A 20,476-nucleotide genomic window follows, 5' to 3' on the forward strand; every position below is an offset into this window, starting at 1 on the left:
AGACAGACTGTACAGGAGGTCGGCGGGTGCGGTCGAACTCACTCCTGGTGGTGAAGCCGTCACGCACCCGCGGTCACGGCCGCGCGCCCGCCGTGACCCGCCGGCCGGAGGACCGTTACGGCACCGCCGCGTCGATCGCCTTCACGATCCGCTTGTCGGAGACCGGGAACGCGGTGCCCAGCGCATGGGCGAAATAGCTGACCCGCAGCTCCTCGATCATCCAGCGGATGTCCAGGACCTCCTGCGGCACGGGCCGGCCCTTCGGCAGCTGCTCCAGCAGCCAGGCGTACTCGTCCTGCATCTCGTGGACCTTCTCCATGCGCGTGGTGTCGCGCTGGACGTTCGTCGGCATCTGCTGGAGCCGGCGGTCCTCGGCGACCAGATAGCGCATCAGGTCGGGCAGTCTGCGCAGCCCGGTCGCGGTGACGAAGCCGGGCGGCATCAGCCGGGCCAGATGGTCCCGTACGTCCGTGACGTTGTTGATCAGGACCAGGCTGTTGGTCGACTTCAGCCGGCGCTCGCAGGCCTGCCAGGCGGCCAGGATCTGCTGCACCTGGCCGATCGTGCGGACGGTCAGGTCCACCAGATCGGCGCGGACCTTGTCGAACAGCGTCCGGAACGACGCCTCGTCCCAGACGGGCCCGCCGTGGGCCGCGATGAGCCGGTCGGCGGCCGCGGTCGCGCAGTCCTCGAAGAGCGCCTGGACGGAGCCGTGCGGATTGCGGGAGAGGGCGAGCTTCTGCTGGTTCGTCAGGGTGTCCGAGGCGAACTTGGCCGGATTCACCGGGATGTTCAGCATGATCAGCTTCCGGGTGCCCCGCCACATGGCCTGCTGCTGCTCGGCCTCGCTGTCGAAGAGCCGGACGGCCACGGTCGCGCCCTGGTCGACGAGGGCCGGGTAGGCCTTCACGGGCTGGCCCGCGCGCCGGGTCTCGAAGATCTTGTCCAGCGTGCCGATCGTCCAGTCCGTGAGGCCCGAACGCTCGATGGAGCTCCCGGACGGGCCCGCGGTCGCCGCGGCGGCCTTGGAGAGCGCCTGCCGGGCCTTCGGGCGCAGCTGGACGCGCAGCGCTTCCAGGTCCTTGTCCTCGGCGACCTTGCGCCGCCGTTCGTCGACGATCCGGAAGGTGATCTTGAGGTGGTCGGGGACGCGGCTCAGATCGAAGTCGTCCGCGGTGACCGGCACGCCGACCATCCGCTGGAGCTCCCGGGCCAGGGTCGCGGGCAGCGGTTCCTGGAGGGGCACGGCCCGGTCCAGGAACTTCTCCGCGTAGTTCGGCGCGGGGACGTAGTGCCGGCGGATCGGTTTGGGCAGCGAGCGGATCAGCTCGGTGACGACCTCCTCGCGCAGGCCCGGGATCTGCCAGTCGAAGCCCTCGGCGGTGACCTGGTTGAGCACTTGGAGCGGAATGTGGACGGTCACACCGTCGGCGTCCGCGCCGGGCTCGAACTGGTACGTCACACGGAACTTGAGCTTCCCCTGGCGCCAGGAGTCCGGGTAGTCGTCCTTGGTGACCGCGCCGGCCTTCTCGTTGATGAGCATGGAGCGCTCGAAGTCGAGCGCGTCCGGCTCCTCGCGGCGTTTGTGCTTCCACCAGGAGTCGAAGTGCGCGCCGGAGACGACGTGGTCCGGGATGCGCTGGTCGTAGAAGTCGAAGAGCGTCTCGTCGTCCACGAGGATGTCGCGGCGCCGGGCGCGGTGCTCCAGCTCCTCGACCTCGCCGAGCAGTTTGCGGTTGTCGTGGAAGAACTGGTGGTGCGTGCGCCAGTCGCCCTCGACCAGGGCGTTGCGGATGAAGAGGTCCCGCGAGGCCTCCTGGTCGATCCGGCCGAAATTGATCTTGCGCTGGGCGACGATCGGTACGCCGTAGAGCGTGACCCGCTCGTACGCCATGACCGCCGCCTGGTCCTTCTCCCAGTGCGGTTCGCTGTAGGTGCGCTTCAGCAGGTGCTGGGCCAGCGGCTCGATCCACTCGGGCTCGACCCGGGCGTTGACCCGGGCCCAGAGCCGGGAGGTCTCCACCAGCTCGGCCGACATCACGAAGCGGGGCTGCTTCTTGAACAGCGCCGAGCCGGGGAAGATCGCGAACTTGGCGCTGCGGGCGCCGAGATACTCGTTCTTCTCGGTGTCCTTCAGCCCGATGTGCGAGAGCAGACCGGCCAGCAGCGAGGTGTGCACCGACTGCTCGGGCGCGTCCTCCTCATTGAGCGAGATACCCATCTGCTTCGCCACCGTGCGCAACTGCGCGTAGATGTCCTGCCATTCGCGGATGCGCAGGAAGTTCAGGTACTCCTGCTTGCACATCCGGCGGAAGCTGGAGGAGCCGCGCTCCTTCTGCTGTTCGCGGAGGTAGCGCCACAGATTGAGGTAGGCCAGGAAGTCCGAGGTCTCGTCCTTGAACCGGGCGTGCTGCTGGTCGGCCTGGGTCTGCTTCTCGGCCGGGCGCTCGCGCGGGTCCTGGATGGAGAGCGCGGCGGCGATGACCATGACCTCACGGACGCAGCCGTTCCGGTCCGCTTCGACGACCATGCGGGCGAGCCGTGGGTCGACGGGAAGCTGGGAGAGCTTGCGGCCGAGCGGGGTGAGCCGCTTCTTGGGATCCTTCTCCGCGGGGTCCAGCGCGCCCAGCTCCTGGAGCAGTTGCACGCCGTCGCGGATGTTGCGGTGGTCCGGCGGGTCGATGAAGGGGAACTTCTCGATGTCGCCGAGACCGGCCGCGGTCATCTGGAGGATGACGGAGGCGAGGTTCGTCCGCAGGATCTCCGCGTCGGTGAACTCCGGACGGGTCAGGAAGTCGTCCTCGGAGTACAACCGGATGCAGACACCGTCCGACGTACGGCCGCAGCGGCCCTTGCGCTGGTTGGCGCTGGCCTGCGAGATCCGCTCGATCGGCAGCCGCTGGACCTTGGTGCGGTGGCTGTAGCGGGAGATACGCGCGGTGCCCGGGTCGATCACGTACTTGATGCCCGGAACGGTCAGCGAGGTCTCCGCGACGTTGGTCGCCAGAACGATCCTGCGCCCGGTGTGGCGCTGGAAGACCCGGTGCTGCTCGGCGTGCGAGAGGCGCGCGTAGAGGGGGAGGACCTCGGTGTTGCGCAGATGGCGTTTGCCGAGGGCGTCGGCGGTGTCGCGGATCTCCCGCTCGCCGGAGAGGAAGACCAGGATGTCGCCGGGGCCCTCGGACTGCAGCTCGTCGACGGCGTCGCAGATCGCGGTGATCTGGTCGCGGTCGGCGTCGTCGCCGTCCTCTTCGAGGAGCGGCCGGTAGCGCACCTCGACCGGATACGTCCGCCCGCTGACCTCGATGATCGGGGCGTCGCCGAAGTGGCGCGAGAAGCGTTCCGGGTCGATGGTCGCGGAGGTGACGACGACCTTCAGATCGGGGCGCTTGGGCAGCAGCCGGGCCAGATAGCCGAGCAGGAAGTCGATGTTCAGCGACCGCTCGTGGGCCTCGTCGATGATGATCGTGTCGTACGCGAGCAGCTCGCGGTCCGTCTGGATCTCGGCGAGCAGGATGCCGTCCGTCATCAGCTTGACGAAGGTCGCGTCCTGGTTGACCTGGTCGGTGAAGCGCACCTTCCAGCCGACCGCCTCGCCCAGCGGGGTGTCCAGCTCCTCGGCGACGCGCTCGGCCACCGTGCGCGCGGCGATCCGGCGCGGCTGGGTGTGCCCGATCATGCCCCGGACGCCCCGGCCCAGCTCCATGCAGATCTTGGGGATCTGGGTGGTCTTGCCGGAGCCGGTCTCACCCGCGACGATCACGACCTGGTGGTCGCGTATCGCCTCCAGGATCTCGTCCTTCTTCTGGCTGACCGGGAGCTGCGGGGGATACGAAACGGCGGGCACCCGCCCCGCGCGCAGCGCGAGCCGTTCGGCGCCCTTGCCGGCCTGGGCGGCGATCTCGTCCAGCACGGCCTGTCGGGCCTCGGGCTTGCGGATGCGGCGGGCGCCTTCGAGGCGGCGGCCGAGCCGGTGCGCGTCGCGGAGCGAGAGCTGTCCGAGCTGGGACTGGAGATCGGCGAAGGAAGTAGACATACGGACCCCAGGATCTCACCCGGGCCCGAGGAACGGCGAGCGTATTTCGTGCGGCCCCGGTCACCCGCGGGGCGCACGACGGCGTACGCGCGCGGCGTGCGGGGGCCCGGGGAGCCCGCACGGGCAACGACGAAGGCCCCGTCCTGTGGACGGGGCCTTCGGAAGGTGGCTGGGGCCGGGATCGAACCGGCGACCTATCGCTTTTCAGGCGATCGCTCGTACCAACTGAGCTACCCAGCCACGCAGCTCGTACAAGCTGCAGCGGTCCTGACGGGATTTGAACCCGCGGCCTCCACCTTGACAGGGTGGCGAGCACTCCAAACTGCTCCACAGGACCAAGCAATGTGCGAGAACAAGTCTCGCACACGGTAAAGCGTGCCCCCAACGGGATTCGAACCCGTGCTACCGCCTTGAAAGGGCGGCGTCCTGGGCCACTAGACGATGAGGGCTAAGGGCCCACCTGCGCGCTTTCCAGCGCGTCGGGGACGTGAGAAGCATATGGGATGCCGGGGGGTATCGCCAAAACGGTTTACGGGGAGGGCGCGGGGGACGTCGGCGGGGCCGGCGCGTCCTTGGGCAGATGGCGGCTGACCTCGGCGGTCGTCAGGCCGAGTCCGCCCAGGGTGATCTCGTCCCAGGCCTGGAGCGTGCGGGTCGAACGGTCCAGATAGAGCACCGAGGCGAGCACCTGTTCGGGGCTCTTGTTCTGGACGGCCCGCAGTCCGCCGCCGCCCGTGGACCCCTCGACCATCAGCCGGGTGCCGCCCTTCATGACCTCGTTCTGCCGGTGGTGCACATGGCCGGCCAGCACCAGGGGGACCGCCCCGTCGGTCTGCCGGGCCGCCTCGGGCTCGTGGGCGACGGCGATATCGGCCGGGGTGCCCGCCCGGCTCTGGGCCCCGAGACCGGCGGCCAGCCGGAGCCCGGCCGTCCGCTGGACGTCGCCGGCCTGTTCGGGGCCGGTGCGGTCGGGCGTGAACTGCGGGTCGCCGACGCCCGCGACGCGCACCCCGCCGATGGTCACGGCGCGCCCCTCGTCCAGCACCCGCACGTTCGGGAACCGCTTCCTGTTCTCCAGATACGTCTGCGTCACGGCGGAGTCGTGGTTGCCCCGGACCCAGACATAGGGCGCGCCGAGGTCGGCGATCGGGTCCAGGAAGCTGTTCTCGACGGCCGCCCCGTGGTCCATCGTGTCGCCGGAGTCGATGATCACGTCGATGCCGTACTGCTCGACGAGCGAGCCGATGATGTGCCAGGCGGCCGGGTTGAGGTGGATGTCGGAGACGTGCAGGACCCGGAGCGTGGCGGGGTCCGGACGGTAGACGGGGAGCGTCGAGGTGGCGTCGTAGAGCTTGGTCACGTTGGTGACGAGCCGGGCCAGTTCCTGCTGGTAGACGTCGAAGTCGCTGACGATCGAGCGGGCGTCGCCGACGACGGACGGGGCGCTGGAGAGCAGTCCGGAGAACTTCGGCTCCAGGACGGACTTCGGGTTCCAGGTGGCGTACGCGCCGATCCCCGAGGCGGCCAGCAGAGCCAGCGCCAGCCCGCCGGCCGCGAGGGCGCGGCGGGGCCTGCGGTACACGGCGAGGCCGAGGGCGGTGGCTCCGGAGACGACCGCGACGCAGGAGCGCACGGCCAGTTCGCGCGCCCCGGCGCTGACGTCGCCGGTGACCTCGTCCTCCAGTCCGGCCAGCCGTTCGGGGTGCTGGACCAGGGCCTCGGAGCGGATCGGGTCGAGGCGGTCGACGTCGACGTCGAGGCGGACCGGGGCGTGGTGCGAGTCCAGCTCCAGGGCGCCCAGCGGTGACACGTTGATCTTGGTGCCGCCGCTGAGGGAGGGCCGCAGCGTCATGGTCGTGTCCATCGGGCCGACCGGGGTGCGGACGCTGCCGACGGCGAGCAGTCCGAGCCAGGCCCCCAGCAGGACGACGGCGACCAGCCCCAGCGCGCGGACGAGGGGACGCGGCGCGGCGCCCGGCAGGCCGCCGGTGCGGGGGCGGCGCCCGGCGCGGGGGCGGAGGAGGTGCCGTACGCGGACTGCTGCGGCACGGAACGGGTCGCGGGCCATTGGGCGCGTATGCCCCAGGAGGGGAGCGGATATGCGCGTATGCCGCGCGGGGACACGTCCGGGGGCGGTACGGGACAATGGCGGGGTGCTGGAGATGACGCGGGAAGCGTTCGAGGAACTGGTCGGCGAGGCGCTGGACCGGATCCCGCCGGAGCTCACCCGGCTGATGGACAACGTCGCGGTGTTCGTCGAGGACGAACCGGAGGCGGACGATCCGGAGCTGCTCGGTCTGTACGAGGGCACGCCCCTGACCGAGCGCGGTGAGTGGTACGCGGGCGTACTGCCCGACCGCATCACCATCTACCGGGGGCCGACGCTGCGGATGTGCGAGACGCGCGAGGACGTGGTGGCCGAGACGGAGATCACGGTGGTCCACGAGATCGCCCACCACTTCGGCATCGACGACGAGAGGCTGCACGCGCTGGGTTACGGGTGAGGGGCGCGCCCCGGTCCGCGCGGGGGCGCGGACGGGGGCGCGGGCGCCGCCGGCGCGGCAGCCTGCGGCCGGGGCGTGTCCCCGGCGGGGCGGCGGGAGTTGGGCAGGGCGCTCCCCGGCTCGTTCTCGCGGGGCCCCGATCCTCTTCGCGCCCCGGAGGTGCCCCCGTGCGCCAGTTGTCCGTCCCCGCCCGCTGGGCGGCCGTCACGCTGGTGACGGCCGTCGCGTCCACCGGCTGCATGAGCATCGGCTCCGGCGGCGGCAGCCCCGAGCCCTCGCGCTCCGCCGCGCCGAAGGGGTCGGCCGAGGAGCCCGCCGGAGCCACCGCGGCCGGGACGGGGCGGGCGCGCACCGGGGGCGGCGCGGGGGCGCACTCCGGGCAGGAGGCCGGCCGGTCCGCCGACCCCAGTGCCTCGGCCGCCCCCTCGGGCAGTCCCGGCGCGACACCGGACCCGCGCGTTCCGGGCGGGTCCGGCGGGCATCCGGCGCCGACGCCCCCGGAGCCGGGGAGGGGGCCCGGAAAGGGGCCGGGTGCCCCGGAGCACTCGGAGCCGCCGGCCCCGTCCGATCCCGGCCCGGGGGCCTCGGAGAGCCCCGAGCCGTCCGCGCCGCCGGAGCCCGAGCCGGAGCACTCCGAGCCGCCGGCGCCCTCGGCCTCGCCCGCCGCGCAGCTGCGTACCGACTCCGCGCAGACGTCCGAGGGGGTCTACGCGCTGCGGACTCCGCGGGCATCGCCGCAGGTGGGGCCGGTCTGAGCGGGGGTCCGGGCGGGGGCGGTTTGCGCAATGCGGGTGAGAGTGCGTATGGTGGTAGATCGTTTGATCCCATTGCCCGGCGCCGACACAGAAGAGCGCCGTGTGGCGCGTACTCTCCCTTGCCGTGGCTGGACCGCATTGAGGCGGTCGAAATTGCGAATCACGGAGTTACGGGCGCGTGCCGAGACTCCGGAAGGTTTCGCATTTCGCATGTCAATTTCCAGCTCTGACCGCACCGTCATGCCCGAGAACGTCGAGAACGACGAGCTCGCCGAGGTGGCGAAGGCCGCCGTCGCCGAGCAGTCCGACGTGATCGAGGCCGACGCCTCCGAGGCCGAGCAGGCCGGTTCCGCCGACGCGGCGGACGCCGAGCCGACCATCACCTTCGCCGACCTGGGCCTGCCCGAGGGCATCGTCCGCAAGCTCGCGCAGAACGGGGTGACCGCCCCGTTCCCGATCCAGGCGGCGACCATCCCGGACGCCCTGTCCGGCAAGGACATCCTGGGCCGCGGCCGTACCGGCTCCGGCAAGACCCTCTCCTTCGGTCTGCCGACCCTGTCCGCGCTGGCGGGCGGGCGCACCGAGAAGAAGAAGCCCCGCGCCATCATCCTCACCCCGACCCGTGAGCTCGCGATGCAGGTCGCGGACGCGCTCCAGCCGTACGGCGACGTGCTCGGCCTGAAGATGAAGGTCGTCTGCGGCGGTACGTCGATGGGCAACCAGATCTACGCCCTGGAGCGCGGTGTCGACATCCTCGTCGCCACCCCGGGCCGGCTGCGCGACATCATCAACCGCGGCGCCTGCTCCCTGGAGGACGTCCAGGTCGCGGTGCTCGACGAGGCCGACCAGATGTCGGACCTGGGCTTCCTGCCCGAGGTCACCGAGCTGCTCGACCAGATCCCGGGCGGCGGCCAGCGCATGCTCTTCTCCGCCACCATGGAGAACGAGATCAGCACCCTGGTCAAGCGCTACCTGACCGACCCGGTCACCCACGAGGTCGACTCCGCCCAGGGCAACGTGTCGACGATGTCGCACCACGTCCTGGTCGTGAAGCCGAAGGACAAGGCGCCGGTCACCGCCGCCATCGCCGCCCGCAAGGGCCGCACCATCATCTTCGTCCGCACCCAGCTGGGCGCCGACCGCATCGCCGAGCAGCTCATCGAGTCCGGTGTGAAGGCCGACGCGCTGCACGGCGGCATGACGCAGGGTGCGCGCACCCGCGTCCTGGAGGACTTCAAGAAGGGCTACGTCAACGCCCTGGTCGCCACCGACGTCGCCGCCCGCGGTATCCACGTCGACGGCATCGACCTGGTGCTGAACGTGGACCCGGCCGGCGACCACAAGGACTACCTGCACCGCTCGGGCCGTACCGCCCGCGCCGGCAAGTCCGGTGTCGTCGTCTCGCTGGCGCTGCCGCACCAGCGCCGCCAGATCTTCCGGCTGATGGAGGACGCGGGCGTCGACGCCTCGCGCCACATCGTCCAGGGCGCGGGCGTCTTCGAGCCGGAGGTCGCCGAGATCACCGGTGCCCGTTCGCTCACCGAGGTCCAGGCCGACTCCGCGAACAACGCCGCCAAGCAGGCCGAGCGCGAGGCCGCCGACCTGACCAAGCAGCTGGAGCGCGTCCAGCGCCGTGCCGTGGAGCTGCGCGAGGAGGCCGACCGTCTGGTCGCCCGCGCCGCCCGTGAGCGGGGCGAGGACCCCGAGGCCGCCGTGGCCGAGGTCACCGCCGAGGCGGAGGCCGCCCTGCTGGCCGCCACCTCGGTCCCGGAGCAGCCGGCCGGCCGCGACGAGCGCGGCAACTACGAGCGCCGCGACAACCGGGGCGACCGCGGCGGTGACCGTGGTGGCTTCCGCCGTGACGACCGTCGCGATGACCGTCGTGACGACCGGGGTGGTCGTTCCTTCGAGCGTCGTGACAACGACCGTCCGTCGTTCCGTGACCGTCGTGACGACCGTCCCTCGGGCGGCGACCGTGGTGGCTTCCGCCGCGACGACCGCCGTGACGACCGGGGCGGCCGCCCCTTCGAGCGTCGTGACAACGACCGCCCGGCGTTCCGCGACCGCCGTGACGACCGCCCGTCCGGTGGCTACCGCTCCGGCGGCGGCGACCGTCCGTTCAACCGCGACCGCCGCGACGACCGCCCCTCGGGCGGCTACCGCTCGGACCGCCCGACCGGCCGCCGCGACGACCACCGGGGCACCGGCACCAACACCGGTTCCTTCGGCCGCCGCGACGACAAGCCGCGCTGGAAGCGCAACGGCTGATCCTCGGCGCCGCACCGCCTGAACCGAAGGGCCCTGCCCGATGCACCGCATCGGGCAGGGCCCTTCGGCGTTCCCTTCGGCAGACCTCGCGGTGGGCATGCCAACGCGCGGGGGTGTTTCGCTGATAGCCTCTCCCCCCGCATGCACGCGGTTCCGCCTCACATACCTCACGAGTCCCGCGCGCATACATCGCCTCGGCGTTCGCACCCGAGGCCGCCCGAGGGCCCCACTCCTCGTCCGAACCGTGCACCACTTGCCGTTTTCCTGGTCGACACAGATCTTGGGGGGTCCTCTGTGGGCCGTCATGTCCTGGCACGCTCCCGTACGTTCAGAACTCTTGCCGCCGCCACGGGAACGGCGGCGGTCCTCGCCGGTGTCCTGGGGCCGCTCGGCGCCCCGGCCGGTGCGGCCGGCGCCCCGGCCGCTGCGGCGGGGACGCCGACGGGCGAGGTGTCGTTCGCAGCCGACCGCTATGTGCCGAGGGTGACCGTCCCGTACGGGGCGGGGGAGTCCGGGGTCCTCTACCGGCAGGAGGGGCACGACGGTCTCCTGTGGACCACCTGGGACGGGACCACCAGGACCGTCGACGTGCCCGACGCCTCCCCGGTCACGACGTACGCAGCGGCCTACGCGTCCGCGAACCCCAAGTGGCTCCCGGCGGGCTCGGACACGATCATCACCTCGGTCGACGGTGAGCTGCGCGGCACGGACCTGCGCAGCGGTGACACGAGTCCGTTCGTGTTGCCGGCCGGGCAGACCGCCGTGACGTGGGCGGGACGGCACCTGGTCACCCGGACCGGGACGGACGGGGACTACTCCTTCCACCTGGCCACGTGGAACGGCGGGGAGACGGTGGTGCCCGGCGCGTCCGTCGACGCGCCGGAGGGGGTTGAGATCACCGGGTCGGCGGCCGCGGACGCCGACATCCTGGTGGTCAGGTACCGCGCGCCGGGTGGGGCCTCCGGTATCGGCCTCGTCGACTTCGCGACCGGACGGTTCACCAACGTGGCCGCCGCCCTGGGCACCACGGTGAAGCAGGTGGTGCTGACCGCCGACCGCCTGGTCTGGCTGGGCGAGGACGTCAACTGGATCCCCCGCGACGACCTGTTCGCCGACCGCCGTGTGATCGACCTGGAACCGCAGCACGGCGAACTGCCCGTCATCGCGGCGGCCGGAGCGAACCTGATCGTCTCCTGGTACACGCCTCCGCGCTGGGACGGCGACATGGCCGACACCTCGGGCCTGCGTCTGCTCGCCATGCCCTTCGCCGGCGGTGACCCGGTCACGCTGCTGCGTCACGCCTCTCCGGTGATGGCGGGCGCCGCGGACGGCAGCGTGGTCGTGGCCGGGGGCGTGGACGCCGGGCAGTGGGCGCTGCGGAGGGTCGCCCCGGGCACGTCCGGCCCGTCGGAGGTCGCGCCCGTGGCGCCGGTGGCGGCACGGATCGAGCGGCTGTCGCTGGCCAACGGGGTGATGGTCACCAAGGAGTCCGACTCCATGTTCCTGCCGTCCGTCTTCGGCCGCACGGTCACCACGACGGCGGGCGGGCTCGCGGTGGGCGCCCCGGTGTACAAGGAGTGGGCGGACGACGCCGCCGGAGGCCCCTGGTCCTCCGGCGACGGCCACCTCATCCAGACGCGGAACTACGGCTACGAGACCGAAGTCGGTTCCCTGGAACAGGGACAGGACCCGCGCTGGTTCCGGATGAGCTCCGGCCAGGGGAAGCTGATCGACCTCACGGGCCGGTACGTGGTCCTCAACGGGGTCAACCCCGACCTCCAGTACATCGGCGACCTCGGCGCGTACGACACGATGCCCCTCTCGCGGCCGATCAGAACGGCCTCGGTCTGGGCCACGAAGGTGTGGTCGGCCACCCCCACGCCGGGCGTGGTGACCGCGCAGGACCTGAAGACGCTGAAGATCACGAAGACCGTCGACACCGGTGCGCCCTGCGTGGCCAAGGAGTTGCAGGCGGTCGGGCGCTGGCTCTACTGGTCCTGCGGCCCGGACGGGCCGGCGGGCGTCCGGGACCTCACGGCGGGCCGGAACATCGCCGTACCGAAGGGCGAGGCCCTGATCGGTGACGGATTCCTCGTCCGGCACGACAAGCAGGCCGGCACGCTCGCCCTCACCGACTTCCGGGACGGCACGGCGAGGGCTCCCCGCACCATCGGCGAGGTGTCCTCCACCGCCGCGCGCGGGGTGACCTGGACGGTCGACAAGTTCGGTGGCCCGGTCGCCTACGTCGCCGCCGACCAGCGGGTGCACCTCGTGCCGAGCGGGGTCGCGAAGCAGCCGGTCGGGCCCATCGAGTCCGAGACGGGGCCCACCGTCGGCTACAACAACCCCTGGAAGGCCCGCTGGCTGATGTCGCGGCCGGTGGCGTCCTGGCGGATCGTCATCAGGAACAAGGCCACCGGCACGGTCGTGCGCACGCTGAGCGGGGTGCCGGGCGAGGGCGGCGGAACGGTCACGACGAGCTGGAACGGTAGGAACGAGAAGGGCGGTTACGTGCCGAACGGCGCGTACACCTGGACGCTTTCCGCGAAGCCCGCGGACGGACAGGGCCCGGACGCGAGCGCCACGGGCACGGTGAAACTGACCGGGGGCGCGGCGGTGTTCCGGGACTTCATCCGGCGGGACGGGTTCGGCGATCTGCTGACGTTCGACCCGCTCGGTGGTTCGGATTTCCGGGGCGGCAATGGGACCGGACAGGTGGCTTCGCAGGAACCCGGCGACCGGGACTGGTCCGACGCCAACAAGGTGACGGAAGCGGTCCCCTTCGACAGTGTGGACGGTGACCGGTGCAACGACGTGCTCCTGCGCATGAGGAGCGGCGAACTGCGCGCGTACCGGCCGAACTGCGGAAGCGGGCTGTTCCTCACGACCCCCTACACGAAGGTCGGCCTCGGCTGGAACGTCTACGACGAGCTGACGTCGCCGGGCGACCTGACCGGTGACGGCCGGGCGGACCTGATCGCGCGGGAGACGTCGACCGGGCTCCTCTTCCTGTACGAGAGCAAGGGCGGCGGCGCCTTCAAGTCCCGGGTGCAGATCGGCAAGGGCTGGAAGGGCTATCTGATCGTCGGCGCCGGTGATCTGAACGGGGACGGCAAGGGCGATCTGCTGGCCCGCGACAAGGCCGGGGTGCTGTGGCGGTACGCCGGTACGGGCAAAGGCACCCTGGCGCCCCGCGTACGGGTCGGCGGTGGCTGGCAGGTGTACAACGCGCTGGTCGGCATCGGGGACATCAGCGGGGACGGCAAGGCGGATCTGGTGGCCCGGGACACGTCGGGTGTGCTCTGGAGCTACCGGGGCGACGGCAAGGGGCTGTTCGCGGCGCGGGTGCGGATCGGCGGGGGCTGGCAGAAGTACTCCAGGCTGGCCTGAGGGACGCCCGGCCCGCCCGGGACGAGTGACGCGACAGGGGCCCGTACGGCGGAGAATGCCGTGCGGGCCCCCGCGCGTTGAACGGGTTCGAAACACGCTGTCGGGATGTCGGATGCTGCTGTTAAAGTCGCCGCATCTGCTCGGGGGTGGTGGTGCGAGCGGTATCGGCCGCACCACGCAGGCCGCGGCGCCTCTCGTGCGCGCCGCGAGCCCCTCCCGTGCCCTTGTTTCCCGGGGAGGGACTTTCACATTGACTCGCTCATCCAGCGGGTGGAGACGCAGGCGTGCGTCCGGGCACCTCGCTCTCCTGATCACCCTGGCGATCACCGGCGGCGCCGGTGCGGCCGGCACCGGGACTGCGGCGGCCGACACGGGGACGGCGGTGGCCGGGGCCTCGGCGGCGGACACCGTGGTCGTGAGCCCGGGGGCGCGTTTCGTGCCCCGTACGACGCGGATCCTCAACGCCGGTGAGACCGGCTTCCTGACCGCGCAGGAGGGCGACGACCGGCTGCGCTGGATCGACTACGCCACCGGCACGGCCACGGTCCTGTCCGAACGGCTGCCGAAGCCGCTCGCGTACAACCCCGAGGAGGGGCGCGAGGTCGGCGCCTGGCCCACCGGGTTCGGCCAGGGCTCGGACACCGTCGCGGTCTACGCCGCGACGCCCGACCCGCATGTGACGCTCCAGCAGGGCGCGGGCGGTGGAGCGACCACCGTCGTCCCGATCCCGGAGGGGCAGACGTACGTCCAGACCTTCGGCACCACCGTGGTCACCCGCACGGGCGCCGCGAACGCCGTCACGAGCCTGCATCTGCTGCGGCGGACGGCCGACGGGATCGAGGACCAGCGGCTGGAGGGGCTGCCCGAGGGGTGGAACCTGGGCCTCCAGGAGGGGGACGGCCGCTCGGCGCTCGTGCGGGGCATCCTCTGGGAGGACACCACCATGAAGAACGGGTGGTGGCTGGTCGACCTCGCGACCGGGGCGATCAGGACCCTCGACGCGCACGCCGAATCGGTCAGCCTGACCCCGGACTCCGTCCTCCAGATCGGTTCCTACGGCGGGGAGGTGCTGGACCGGAACGATCCGACGGCCCCGCCGCGCCCGCTGGACCTGCGGAACTTCGCGTACGACACGACGTTCCGGATGCTCGGCGACTCGCTGGTGGCGGTCGACCGGGCCAACGCGGGGAACAACGAGTACCGGGGGAACAGCCTGGCCCTGGTCGCGGGCGACTACTGGGGCGAGGAGCTGCTGGCGGTCGCGCACACGGACCTCACCCGGACGCCGGACGGCTCGCTCCTGGTCGCCGGGGCCGAGAAGCGGACCGATTACGGGGCCCTCGACTGGGGCTACTACCGGTTCACGGCGGGCGCCGACGGCAAGGTGACGCGCACGCGCGTCGCGGACATCGAGGACATGCCCGCCCGCCCGGCCGGCATCGCGCTCGGCAGCGGCATCCTCACCACCGCCGACGACTCGTACCTCTACCAGCCGCACACGTACGTCGGCGGCTACCGGAGCACCTGGCTGAAGACCTCCGGCCGCCCCGAGGAGATCCGCACCACGCAGGACGGACTCATCGGCGGGCGGGACGCCGACTGCGGATGGACCGACGCCATCTACTGCGTGACCATGTTCGCGAGCGGCGACGGCTTCCACGGCCGCAAGGACGCCACCGAGCAGGACGTGACCATGCTCTACCGCAACGGTGAGCAGAAATGGGGCCCGCAGCTCACCACCGGGCTCTCCTCGCCCGAACTCGTGGACCTCTCCGGCCGGTACGGCGTGATCGGCCAGGGCACGGGCGGAACCCAGCGGATCGCCGAGTTCAAGGGCTCCGACCCGGGCACGGTCGTGGAGACGGGGAAGCAGAGCGCCGCGCTGTGGGGCGGCACGCTCTGGAGCAACCTCCCGGGCTCGTCCACGATCACCTCGAAGACGCTGTCCACGGGCGCGGCCGGTGCCTCCTTCACCACGCCGAACGGATGCGTTCCCAGTGAGCTCCAGGCCGTGGGCCGGTGGGTGTACTGGGAGTGCCGGGACGGCTCCTGGGTCCGGGGCGCCGGGATCAGCGACCGGCAGACCGGCCGGACGACGACCGCGCCCGAGGGCCCCGGCCTGCTGGGCGACGGCTACTTCGTCGGGTACACGGAGAAGGACGGCCTGACCGTCTACGACCTGCACAGCGGTCTGCCGGCCTCGGGCGCGTACGCGGACCTGCCCCGGCGGGTGCTGGTGAACGCGGCGGACCTGGGCGACAGCACGGTGCGGCGCTCCGGCTGGACCGTGGACCGCTTCGGCGGGCATGTCGCGTACACCGGCCAGGACCGCCGCGTGCGGATCGTCCCGACCGGCATCGCCGCGTCCCCGCTGTCGGTCATCGACACCCGGGCCCCGGCCGCCTCGCTCGACCTGCGCGCCTCGGCGCCGCGCTGGACCGGCACCTGGTGGCTGTCCAAGCCGGCCGCCTCCTGGCGGCTGACCGTGAAGAACAAGGCCTCCGGCAAGGTCGTCCGCACGGTCTCCGGCGGCGAGGTCCGGGGTTCGCTCACCGCCGCCTGGGACGGCAAGGACACGGCCGGCCGGCTCGTCGGCAACGGCGCGTACACCTGGACGCTGACGGCCGTGCCGGCGGACGGCCAGGGCGCCGCCCTCTCCGTCTCGAACACGGTGAAGGTCACCGGCGGCGCCGCCGTCGCCCGCGACTTCACGGGCGACGACGGCTTCGGCGACCTCCTCGCGTTCACCCCGGCGGGCGTCGCGGACTTCCGCGCCGGTACCGGTACGGGCACCGGCCGGGTCGACGCCAAGGTCTCCGGCGCGGGCTGGACCGGCACCTCCGCGGTCACGGCCGCCGTCCCGTTCGACGACGGCGACGGCGACCGCTGCAACGACGTCCTCGTGCGGGTGAAGAGCGGCGAGCTGCGCGCCTACCGCCCCGCGTGCGGCGCCGCGTTGACGCCGTCGACGCCGTACACGAAGGTCGGCCTCGGCTGGAACGTCTACGACACGCTGACGTCCCCCGGCGACGTGACCGGCGACGGGCGGGCGGACCTGATCGCCCGCGAGACCACGACCGGTCTGCTCTTCCTCTACGAGAGCAAGGGCGCGGGCGTCTTCAAGGCCCGCCTCCAGATCGGCAAGGGCTGGAAGGGCTATCTGCTGGCCGGTGCCGGCGACCTCGACGGCGACGGCAGGCCGGACCTCCTCGCCCGCGACACCTCCGGTGTCCTCTGGCGCTACCCGGCCAACGGCACCGGCGCGACGACGCTCGGCACCCGCGTCAAGGTCGGCGGCGGCTGGCAGGTCTACGACGCCCTCGTGGGCGTCGGTGACATCAGCGGCGACGGCCGGGCGGACCTCCTGGCCCGCGACACCTCCGGCGCGCTCTGGAGTTACCCGGGCGACGGCAAGGGCCTCTTCGCCACCCGCGTCAAGATCGGCGGCGGCTGGCTCATGTACAACCGCCTCGCCTGACCCCGCACCGGCCGAAGGCGCCCCCGCTCCGGCGGGGGCGCCTTCCCCGTTCCACCCCACCCGGAACCCCCGCCGGCCGATACCCGATCGGCGGCCGGGCCGCGGCGGGCTATGCTCGGGGGTGATGTGCCGAGGGCCGTTAGCTCAATTGGTCAGAGCAGCGGACTTTTAATCCGTTGGTTGTGGGTTCGAGTCCCACACGGCCTACGCGACGCAGGGCGGGGGAAACCCTTCCGACCTGCGGTGGAGCGCCCCGTCCGGTTTCTTCCGGGCGGGGCGCTCCGTCGTTCAGTCCTCGTGGAGCGCCTTCCTGAGGGCGTCGATCGCCAGATGGCGGGCGACGTTGGCGGCGCGGGTGTCGCGGAGGCTGTCCAGGAGCAGGAAGTCGTGGACCATGCCGGCGACCCGGACCGAGGTGACGTCGACACCGGCCTCGCGGAGCTTGTTCGCGTACATCTCGCCCTCGTCGCGCAGGACGTCCGCCTCGTCGGTGATGACGAGCGTCGGCGGCAGCCCCTTGAGCTGATCGAGGGTCGACCGGAGCGGGGAGGCGTAGTGCTGCTTCCGCTCGGCGGGGTCCGTCGTGTACGCGTCCCAGAACCACTTCATCCCGTCACGGGTGAGGTAGTAGCCCTCGGCGAACTGGTGGTACGACGGGGTGTCGAAGTCGGCGTCCGTCACCGGGTACAGCAGGACCTGGGCCTTGAGGGCGATGCCGTCCTCGCGCTCCTTGTTCATGAGCGCGAACACCGCGGACATGCACCCGCCGACGGATTCGCCGGTCACCGCGACGCGTGAGGCGTCGAGGCCGTGGTCGGCACCGTTCTTGCGGACCCACTGGCCGACGGCGTAGTTCTGCTCGACCTGCGTGGGGTACTTCGCCTCCGGCGCCCGGTCGTACACGGGGAAGACCCCGGCGGCGCCCGCCCCGACGACCAGTTCCCGGAAGAGCCGGTCGTGCGTCTTGTCGTCGCCGAAGACCCACCCGGCGCCGTGGATGTAGACGATCACCGGCAGCGGCCCCGACACGCCCTTGGGGCGGATGACACGGGTCCTGACCGTGCCCCACTCACCGGCGTCGACGTCCACCCACTCCTCGTCGACCTCCGGACGGGGAACGCCCTCGCCGCTCTGCAGACCCGCGAGGATGTCGCGGCCCTGCTCCGGCGGTACCTCGTAGATGCGGGGATGCGGGTCGGTCGCGTCGGCGAGTTCCCGCGCGGCGCGCTCCAGATAGGGCGTGACGGGCGGGGGCTGCTGAGTCATGAGTGCTCCAGTGCGTGCGGCCCCCAGGGGGGCGCGGATCCCCCGCTTCGTCTCTCCCCGTCCCATGATTCCCGTGAGCGGCGAGGCCGCAAGCCGACGGTGCCGGCGACCCGCGCGCGCCCGTGGCCGCCGCACGTCCTGTGGTGCCACGCCGGTGAACGGACCAATGGGGAAGCCGGCGCCGCTTGTCTCCTTCTAATGAGATCTCCGTATCTGCGTATCAGAGGAGTGCTCATGCGGTCGCTGAGGACAGGGCCCGCCCCGAGGGGCCCGCAGGGCCGGAGAGGCCGGGCCGTCGGCCGGGTGCTGGCCGGGCTGGTGGCCGTGGCAGCCTCGCTGGGGGCGGCCCCCGCGACGGTCCCGCCCCCGGTGCCGGGCAGTTCCGTCGTCACGGTGAAGACGGGGGGCGACCGTACGGGTGATTCCGTCGTCGGGCCGCTCGCGGGGGTGCGGCTGGCGCTGTACGCCTCGCAGGACGCCACCGAGCCCCTGGACGCCGTGTGGGCCCGGTGCACCTCGGACGCGGACGGAGACTGCAACTTCACGGTCCCGGACACCGGTGACGGGGGAGCCAACGAGAACGCCCGCTACTACGTCGGCCAGCCCGAGGACGGTGTGCCGCCCGGCTGGTTCACCAACACCTCCCTGCGGACCGGCGCGGGAAGCGGTTCGGGCTCCGTCCGCTCCCCGTACCGGTTCCTGACGCCGGCCCTGGAGGAGGGGCAGACCTACTCCTCCACCAGCGACTTCATGTTCAGCACCGACTACGCGGCCAACCCCTACGTCGCCTCGGGCGGTATCTGGCAGCAGTCCCGCGAGAACCCCGCGCTGCCCGAGACCTGCGGTCTGGACGTCGCGCTCGTGCTGGACCTCTCGGCGTCCGTGGGAAGCGCGCTGCCCGATCTGAAGGCGGCCGCGAACGGCTTCACCGACGCGCTGGCCCGGACCCCGTCCCGGATGGCGCTCTTCTCCTTCGACCGGGGTTCGCCCAGCACGGGGACGGCCAACCACCCCGAGCTGATGCCCGTTTCGACCCAGGCCGGTGCCGACGCCTTCAAGTCCCTGTACGCCGACTGGACCCTGGGTTCGGGCACCAACTGGGACCAGGGGCTGTACGCGGTGGCCAAGGCGGAGCCGCACTACGACGCGGTCGTCGTGCTCACCGACGGCAACCCGACCTACTGGAACAACCCGCGCCGCGGGGACGGCTCGCACACCCACTTCGCCGACGTGGAGGGCGGCATCTTCGCCGCCAACGCGGTCAAGGCGGAGGGTTCCCGGGTCGTCGCGGTGGGCGTCGGCCGGGGTGTGGAGGGGATCTCGGGGCTGAACCTCCGGGCCATCTCCGGTACGGAGGCGTTCGACGGGACGAATCCGCTCACCGCGGACTACTACCAGACCGCCGACTTCGCCGGCGCCGGACAGGCCCTGACCGAACTGGCGCTCAGCAACTGTGCGGGGACCCTCTCCGTCGTCAAGCAGATCGTGCCCGAGGGCACCACCGGTGAGGACGTCACCGGGGCCGCTCCGGCGGGCGCGGGCTGGGAGTTCGGCGCCGCGACCACGACGCCCGGCATCGGCGGACTGCCCGACGCCAAGGAGACCACCGCCGACGGCACCGGCGCCGTCTCCTTCGAACCCACCTACCCGGCCGGTACGGACTCCGCCGCCATCGACGTGACGGAGACCCAGAGACCGGGCTACGAACTGGTCACCCAGGGCGGCCGCAACGCCGTCTGCACCGATCTCGACACCGGTGAGCCGGTCGAGGTCACCGACGGCGGAACGCCAGGCGCCCCCGCCTTCGGGGTGGACGTCCCCCGGCTCTCCGCGATCAGCTGCACCATGTACAACCGGCCCCTGGCGGAGCCGGAGGCCGAGGTCACCGTCCACAAGGAATGGAGCATCGACGGGACGACGTACGCCCACGACGAGCGTCCGGACGGCTTCGACGCGGACCTCACCCTGACCGGTCCGGGCACCGCCGCCGCGACACCCCAGGAGTGGGACGAGCCCCGCGGCGGCTACGCGGTCGGCGACACCACGACGATCGCCGAGACCACGACGGTTCCCGACACCTGCGCCGTGGACAGCAGCCGCGTCGTCGCGGCCAACGGCGGCCCCGTGGACGCGGCCCTGCCGTACGCGGCCCAGCTCACGGAGCCCGAGAACACCTTCACCGTACGCAACACCGTGACCTGCCAGGACGAGGACCGGGCCCGCCTGACCCTGGTCAAGCGCGTCGTCAACCAGCACGGCGGGACCGCGGTCCCCGGCGACTGGACGCTGAGCGCGGACGGCCCCGAGAACCTCTCCGGTACGAGCGGCAGCGGGGAGGTCACCGGTGTGGAGGTCCCCTCGGGCACCTACACCCTGGGCGAGTCCGGCGGGCCCGAGGGCTATCTGCCGTCCGGCTGGACGTGCACGCGTTCCGGGGACGGGGACGTGCCGGTCACCGACGACCGGGTGACGCTCTCCGCCGGGGACGAGGTCACCTGCACCCTCACCAACGAGGAGCGGGGCGGCTCCCCGTCCCCCCACCCCTCGCACACCTGGCCGGGCCCGCACCCCACACCGCCTCCCGGCGGCGGTGACCACGGAGGTGGCCACGGCGGTGGCGGCGGGGAGCTCGGCAACACCGGCGCGGAGGGCAAGGGCCCGCTCGCGCTGACCGCCCTGGGCTGTGTCCTCCTCGGCGGCGGCGTCCTGCTGGCCACGGCCCGGCGCCGTCGCAGGCACTGAGCACCCGGCCGGCGCGGACGCGGCCCCGACCCGGACG

Annotated in this window: 9 protein-coding genes and 4 tRNA genes; 7 read left to right on the forward strand and 6 right to left on the reverse strand. The window is 72.1% G+C overall.

Going from position 1 to position 20,476, the window contains the following annotated elements; translation table 11 throughout:
• Nucleotides 1–115: 115 nt before the first annotated feature.
• The 5 genes from hrpA to ACFVDM_RS02685 all read right to left on the reverse strand — a co-directional run bounded on the left by hrpA (nucleotide 116) and on the right by ACFVDM_RS02685 (nucleotide 6,104).
• Nucleotides 116–4,036 (reverse strand): ATP-dependent RNA helicase HrpA, encoded by a 3,921-nt coding sequence (gene hrpA / locus ACFVDM_RS02665; protein WP_383632004.1) that lies wholly within the window; start codon nucleotides 4,034–4,036, stop codon nucleotides 116–118.
• A gap of 166 nt (nucleotides 4,037–4,202) precedes the next feature.
• A tRNA-Phe gene (locus ACFVDM_RS02670) sits at nucleotides 4,203–4,276 on the reverse strand.
• Between the two features lie 22 nt (nucleotides 4,277–4,298).
• A tRNA-Asp gene (locus ACFVDM_RS02675) sits at nucleotides 4,299–4,373 on the reverse strand.
• A 39-nt stretch (nucleotides 4,374–4,412) separates the two neighbouring features.
• Nucleotides 4,413–4,485: transfer RNA gene (locus tag ACFVDM_RS02680), tRNA-Glu, on the reverse strand.
• An 80-nt stretch (nucleotides 4,486–4,565) separates the two neighbouring features.
• Complete coding sequence (locus tag ACFVDM_RS02685) at nucleotides 4,566–6,104, reverse strand: metallophosphoesterase (RefSeq protein WP_383632007.1); 1,539 nt, start codon at nucleotides 6,102–6,104, stop codon at nucleotides 4,566–4,568.
• An 85-nt stretch (nucleotides 6,105–6,189) separates the two neighbouring features.
• On the opposite strand from ACFVDM_RS02685, the gene ACFVDM_RS02690 reads away from it, so the two are divergent.
• The 6 genes from ACFVDM_RS02690 to ACFVDM_RS02715 all read left to right on the forward strand — a co-directional run bounded on the left by ACFVDM_RS02690 (nucleotide 6,190) and on the right by ACFVDM_RS02715 (nucleotide 16,638).
• Nucleotides 6,190–6,540, forward strand: coding sequence for a metallopeptidase family protein (locus ACFVDM_RS02690; protein WP_383632010.1), 351 nt, complete (start codon nucleotides 6,190–6,192; stop codon nucleotides 6,538–6,540).
• A gap of 167 nt (nucleotides 6,541–6,707) precedes the next feature.
• Nucleotides 6,708–7,295 (forward strand): hypothetical protein, encoded by a 588-nt coding sequence (locus ACFVDM_RS02695; RefSeq protein ID WP_383632013.1) that lies wholly within the window; start codon nucleotides 6,708–6,710, stop codon nucleotides 7,293–7,295.
• A 240-nt stretch (nucleotides 7,296–7,535) separates the two neighbouring features.
• Nucleotides 7,536–9,563, forward strand: a complete 2,028-nt coding sequence (locus ACFVDM_RS02700) for a DEAD/DEAH box helicase (protein ID WP_383632150.1) — start codon at nucleotides 7,536–7,538, stop codon at nucleotides 9,561–9,563.
• 294 nt (nucleotides 9,564–9,857) lie between these two features.
• Nucleotides 9,858–12,953: an FG-GAP-like repeat-containing protein gene (locus tag ACFVDM_RS02705; protein ID WP_383632016.1), complete on the forward strand. Its 3,096-nt coding sequence runs from the start codon at nucleotides 9,858–9,860 to the stop codon at nucleotides 12,951–12,953.
• Between the two features lie 250 nt (nucleotides 12,954–13,203).
• On the forward strand, nucleotides 13,204–16,431 hold the full coding sequence (locus ACFVDM_RS02710; RefSeq protein WP_383632019.1) for an FG-GAP-like repeat-containing protein: 3,228 nt from the start codon (nucleotides 13,204–13,206) through the stop codon (nucleotides 16,429–16,431).
• Between the two features lie 133 nt (nucleotides 16,432–16,564).
• A tRNA-Lys gene (locus ACFVDM_RS02715) sits at nucleotides 16,565–16,638 on the forward strand.
• Nucleotides 16,639–16,719: 81 nt separating this feature from the next.
• On the opposite strand, the gene ACFVDM_RS02720 is transcribed toward ACFVDM_RS02715, so the two are convergent.
• A complete protein-coding gene (locus ACFVDM_RS02720; RefSeq protein ID WP_383632021.1) occupies nucleotides 16,720–17,697 on the reverse strand; it encodes an alpha/beta hydrolase in 978 nt (325 codons plus the stop codon).
• 234 nt (nucleotides 17,698–17,931) lie between these two features.
• Between ACFVDM_RS02720 and ACFVDM_RS02725 the strand changes: the two genes are divergently transcribed.
• Complete coding sequence (locus ACFVDM_RS02725) at nucleotides 17,932–20,439, forward strand: hypothetical protein (RefSeq protein ID WP_383632024.1); 2,508 nt, start codon at nucleotides 17,932–17,934, stop codon at nucleotides 20,437–20,439.
• Nucleotides 20,440–20,476 lie beyond the last annotated feature (37 nt).

The sequence above is a fragment of the Streptomyces sp. NPDC057682 genome, from assembly GCF_042799575.1.
Classification (GTDB): Bacteria; Actinomycetota; Actinomycetes; order Streptomycetales; family Streptomycetaceae; genus Streptomyces.

Excerpts from the sequence above, each read along its gene's own strand:
- hrpA (WP_383632004.1), bottom strand. The coding sequence starts at position 4,036 with ATGTCTACTTCCTTCGCCGATCTCCAGTCCCAGCTCGGACAGCTCTCG.
- ACFVDM_RS02685 (WP_383632007.1), bottom strand. The coding sequence starts at position 6,104 with ATGGCCCGCGACCCGTTCCGTGCCGCAGCAGTCCGCGTACGGCACCTC.
- ACFVDM_RS02700 (WP_383632150.1), top strand. The coding sequence starts at position 7,536 with ATGCCCGAGAACGTCGAGAACGACGAGCTCGCCGAGGTGGCGAAGGCC.
- ACFVDM_RS02720 (WP_383632021.1), bottom strand. The coding sequence starts at position 17,697 with ATGACTCAGCAGCCCCCGCCCGTCACGCCCTATCTGGAGCGCGCCGCG.
- ACFVDM_RS02725 (WP_383632024.1), top strand. The coding sequence starts at position 17,932 with ATGCGGTCGCTGAGGACAGGGCCCGCCCCGAGGGGCCCGCAGGGCCGG.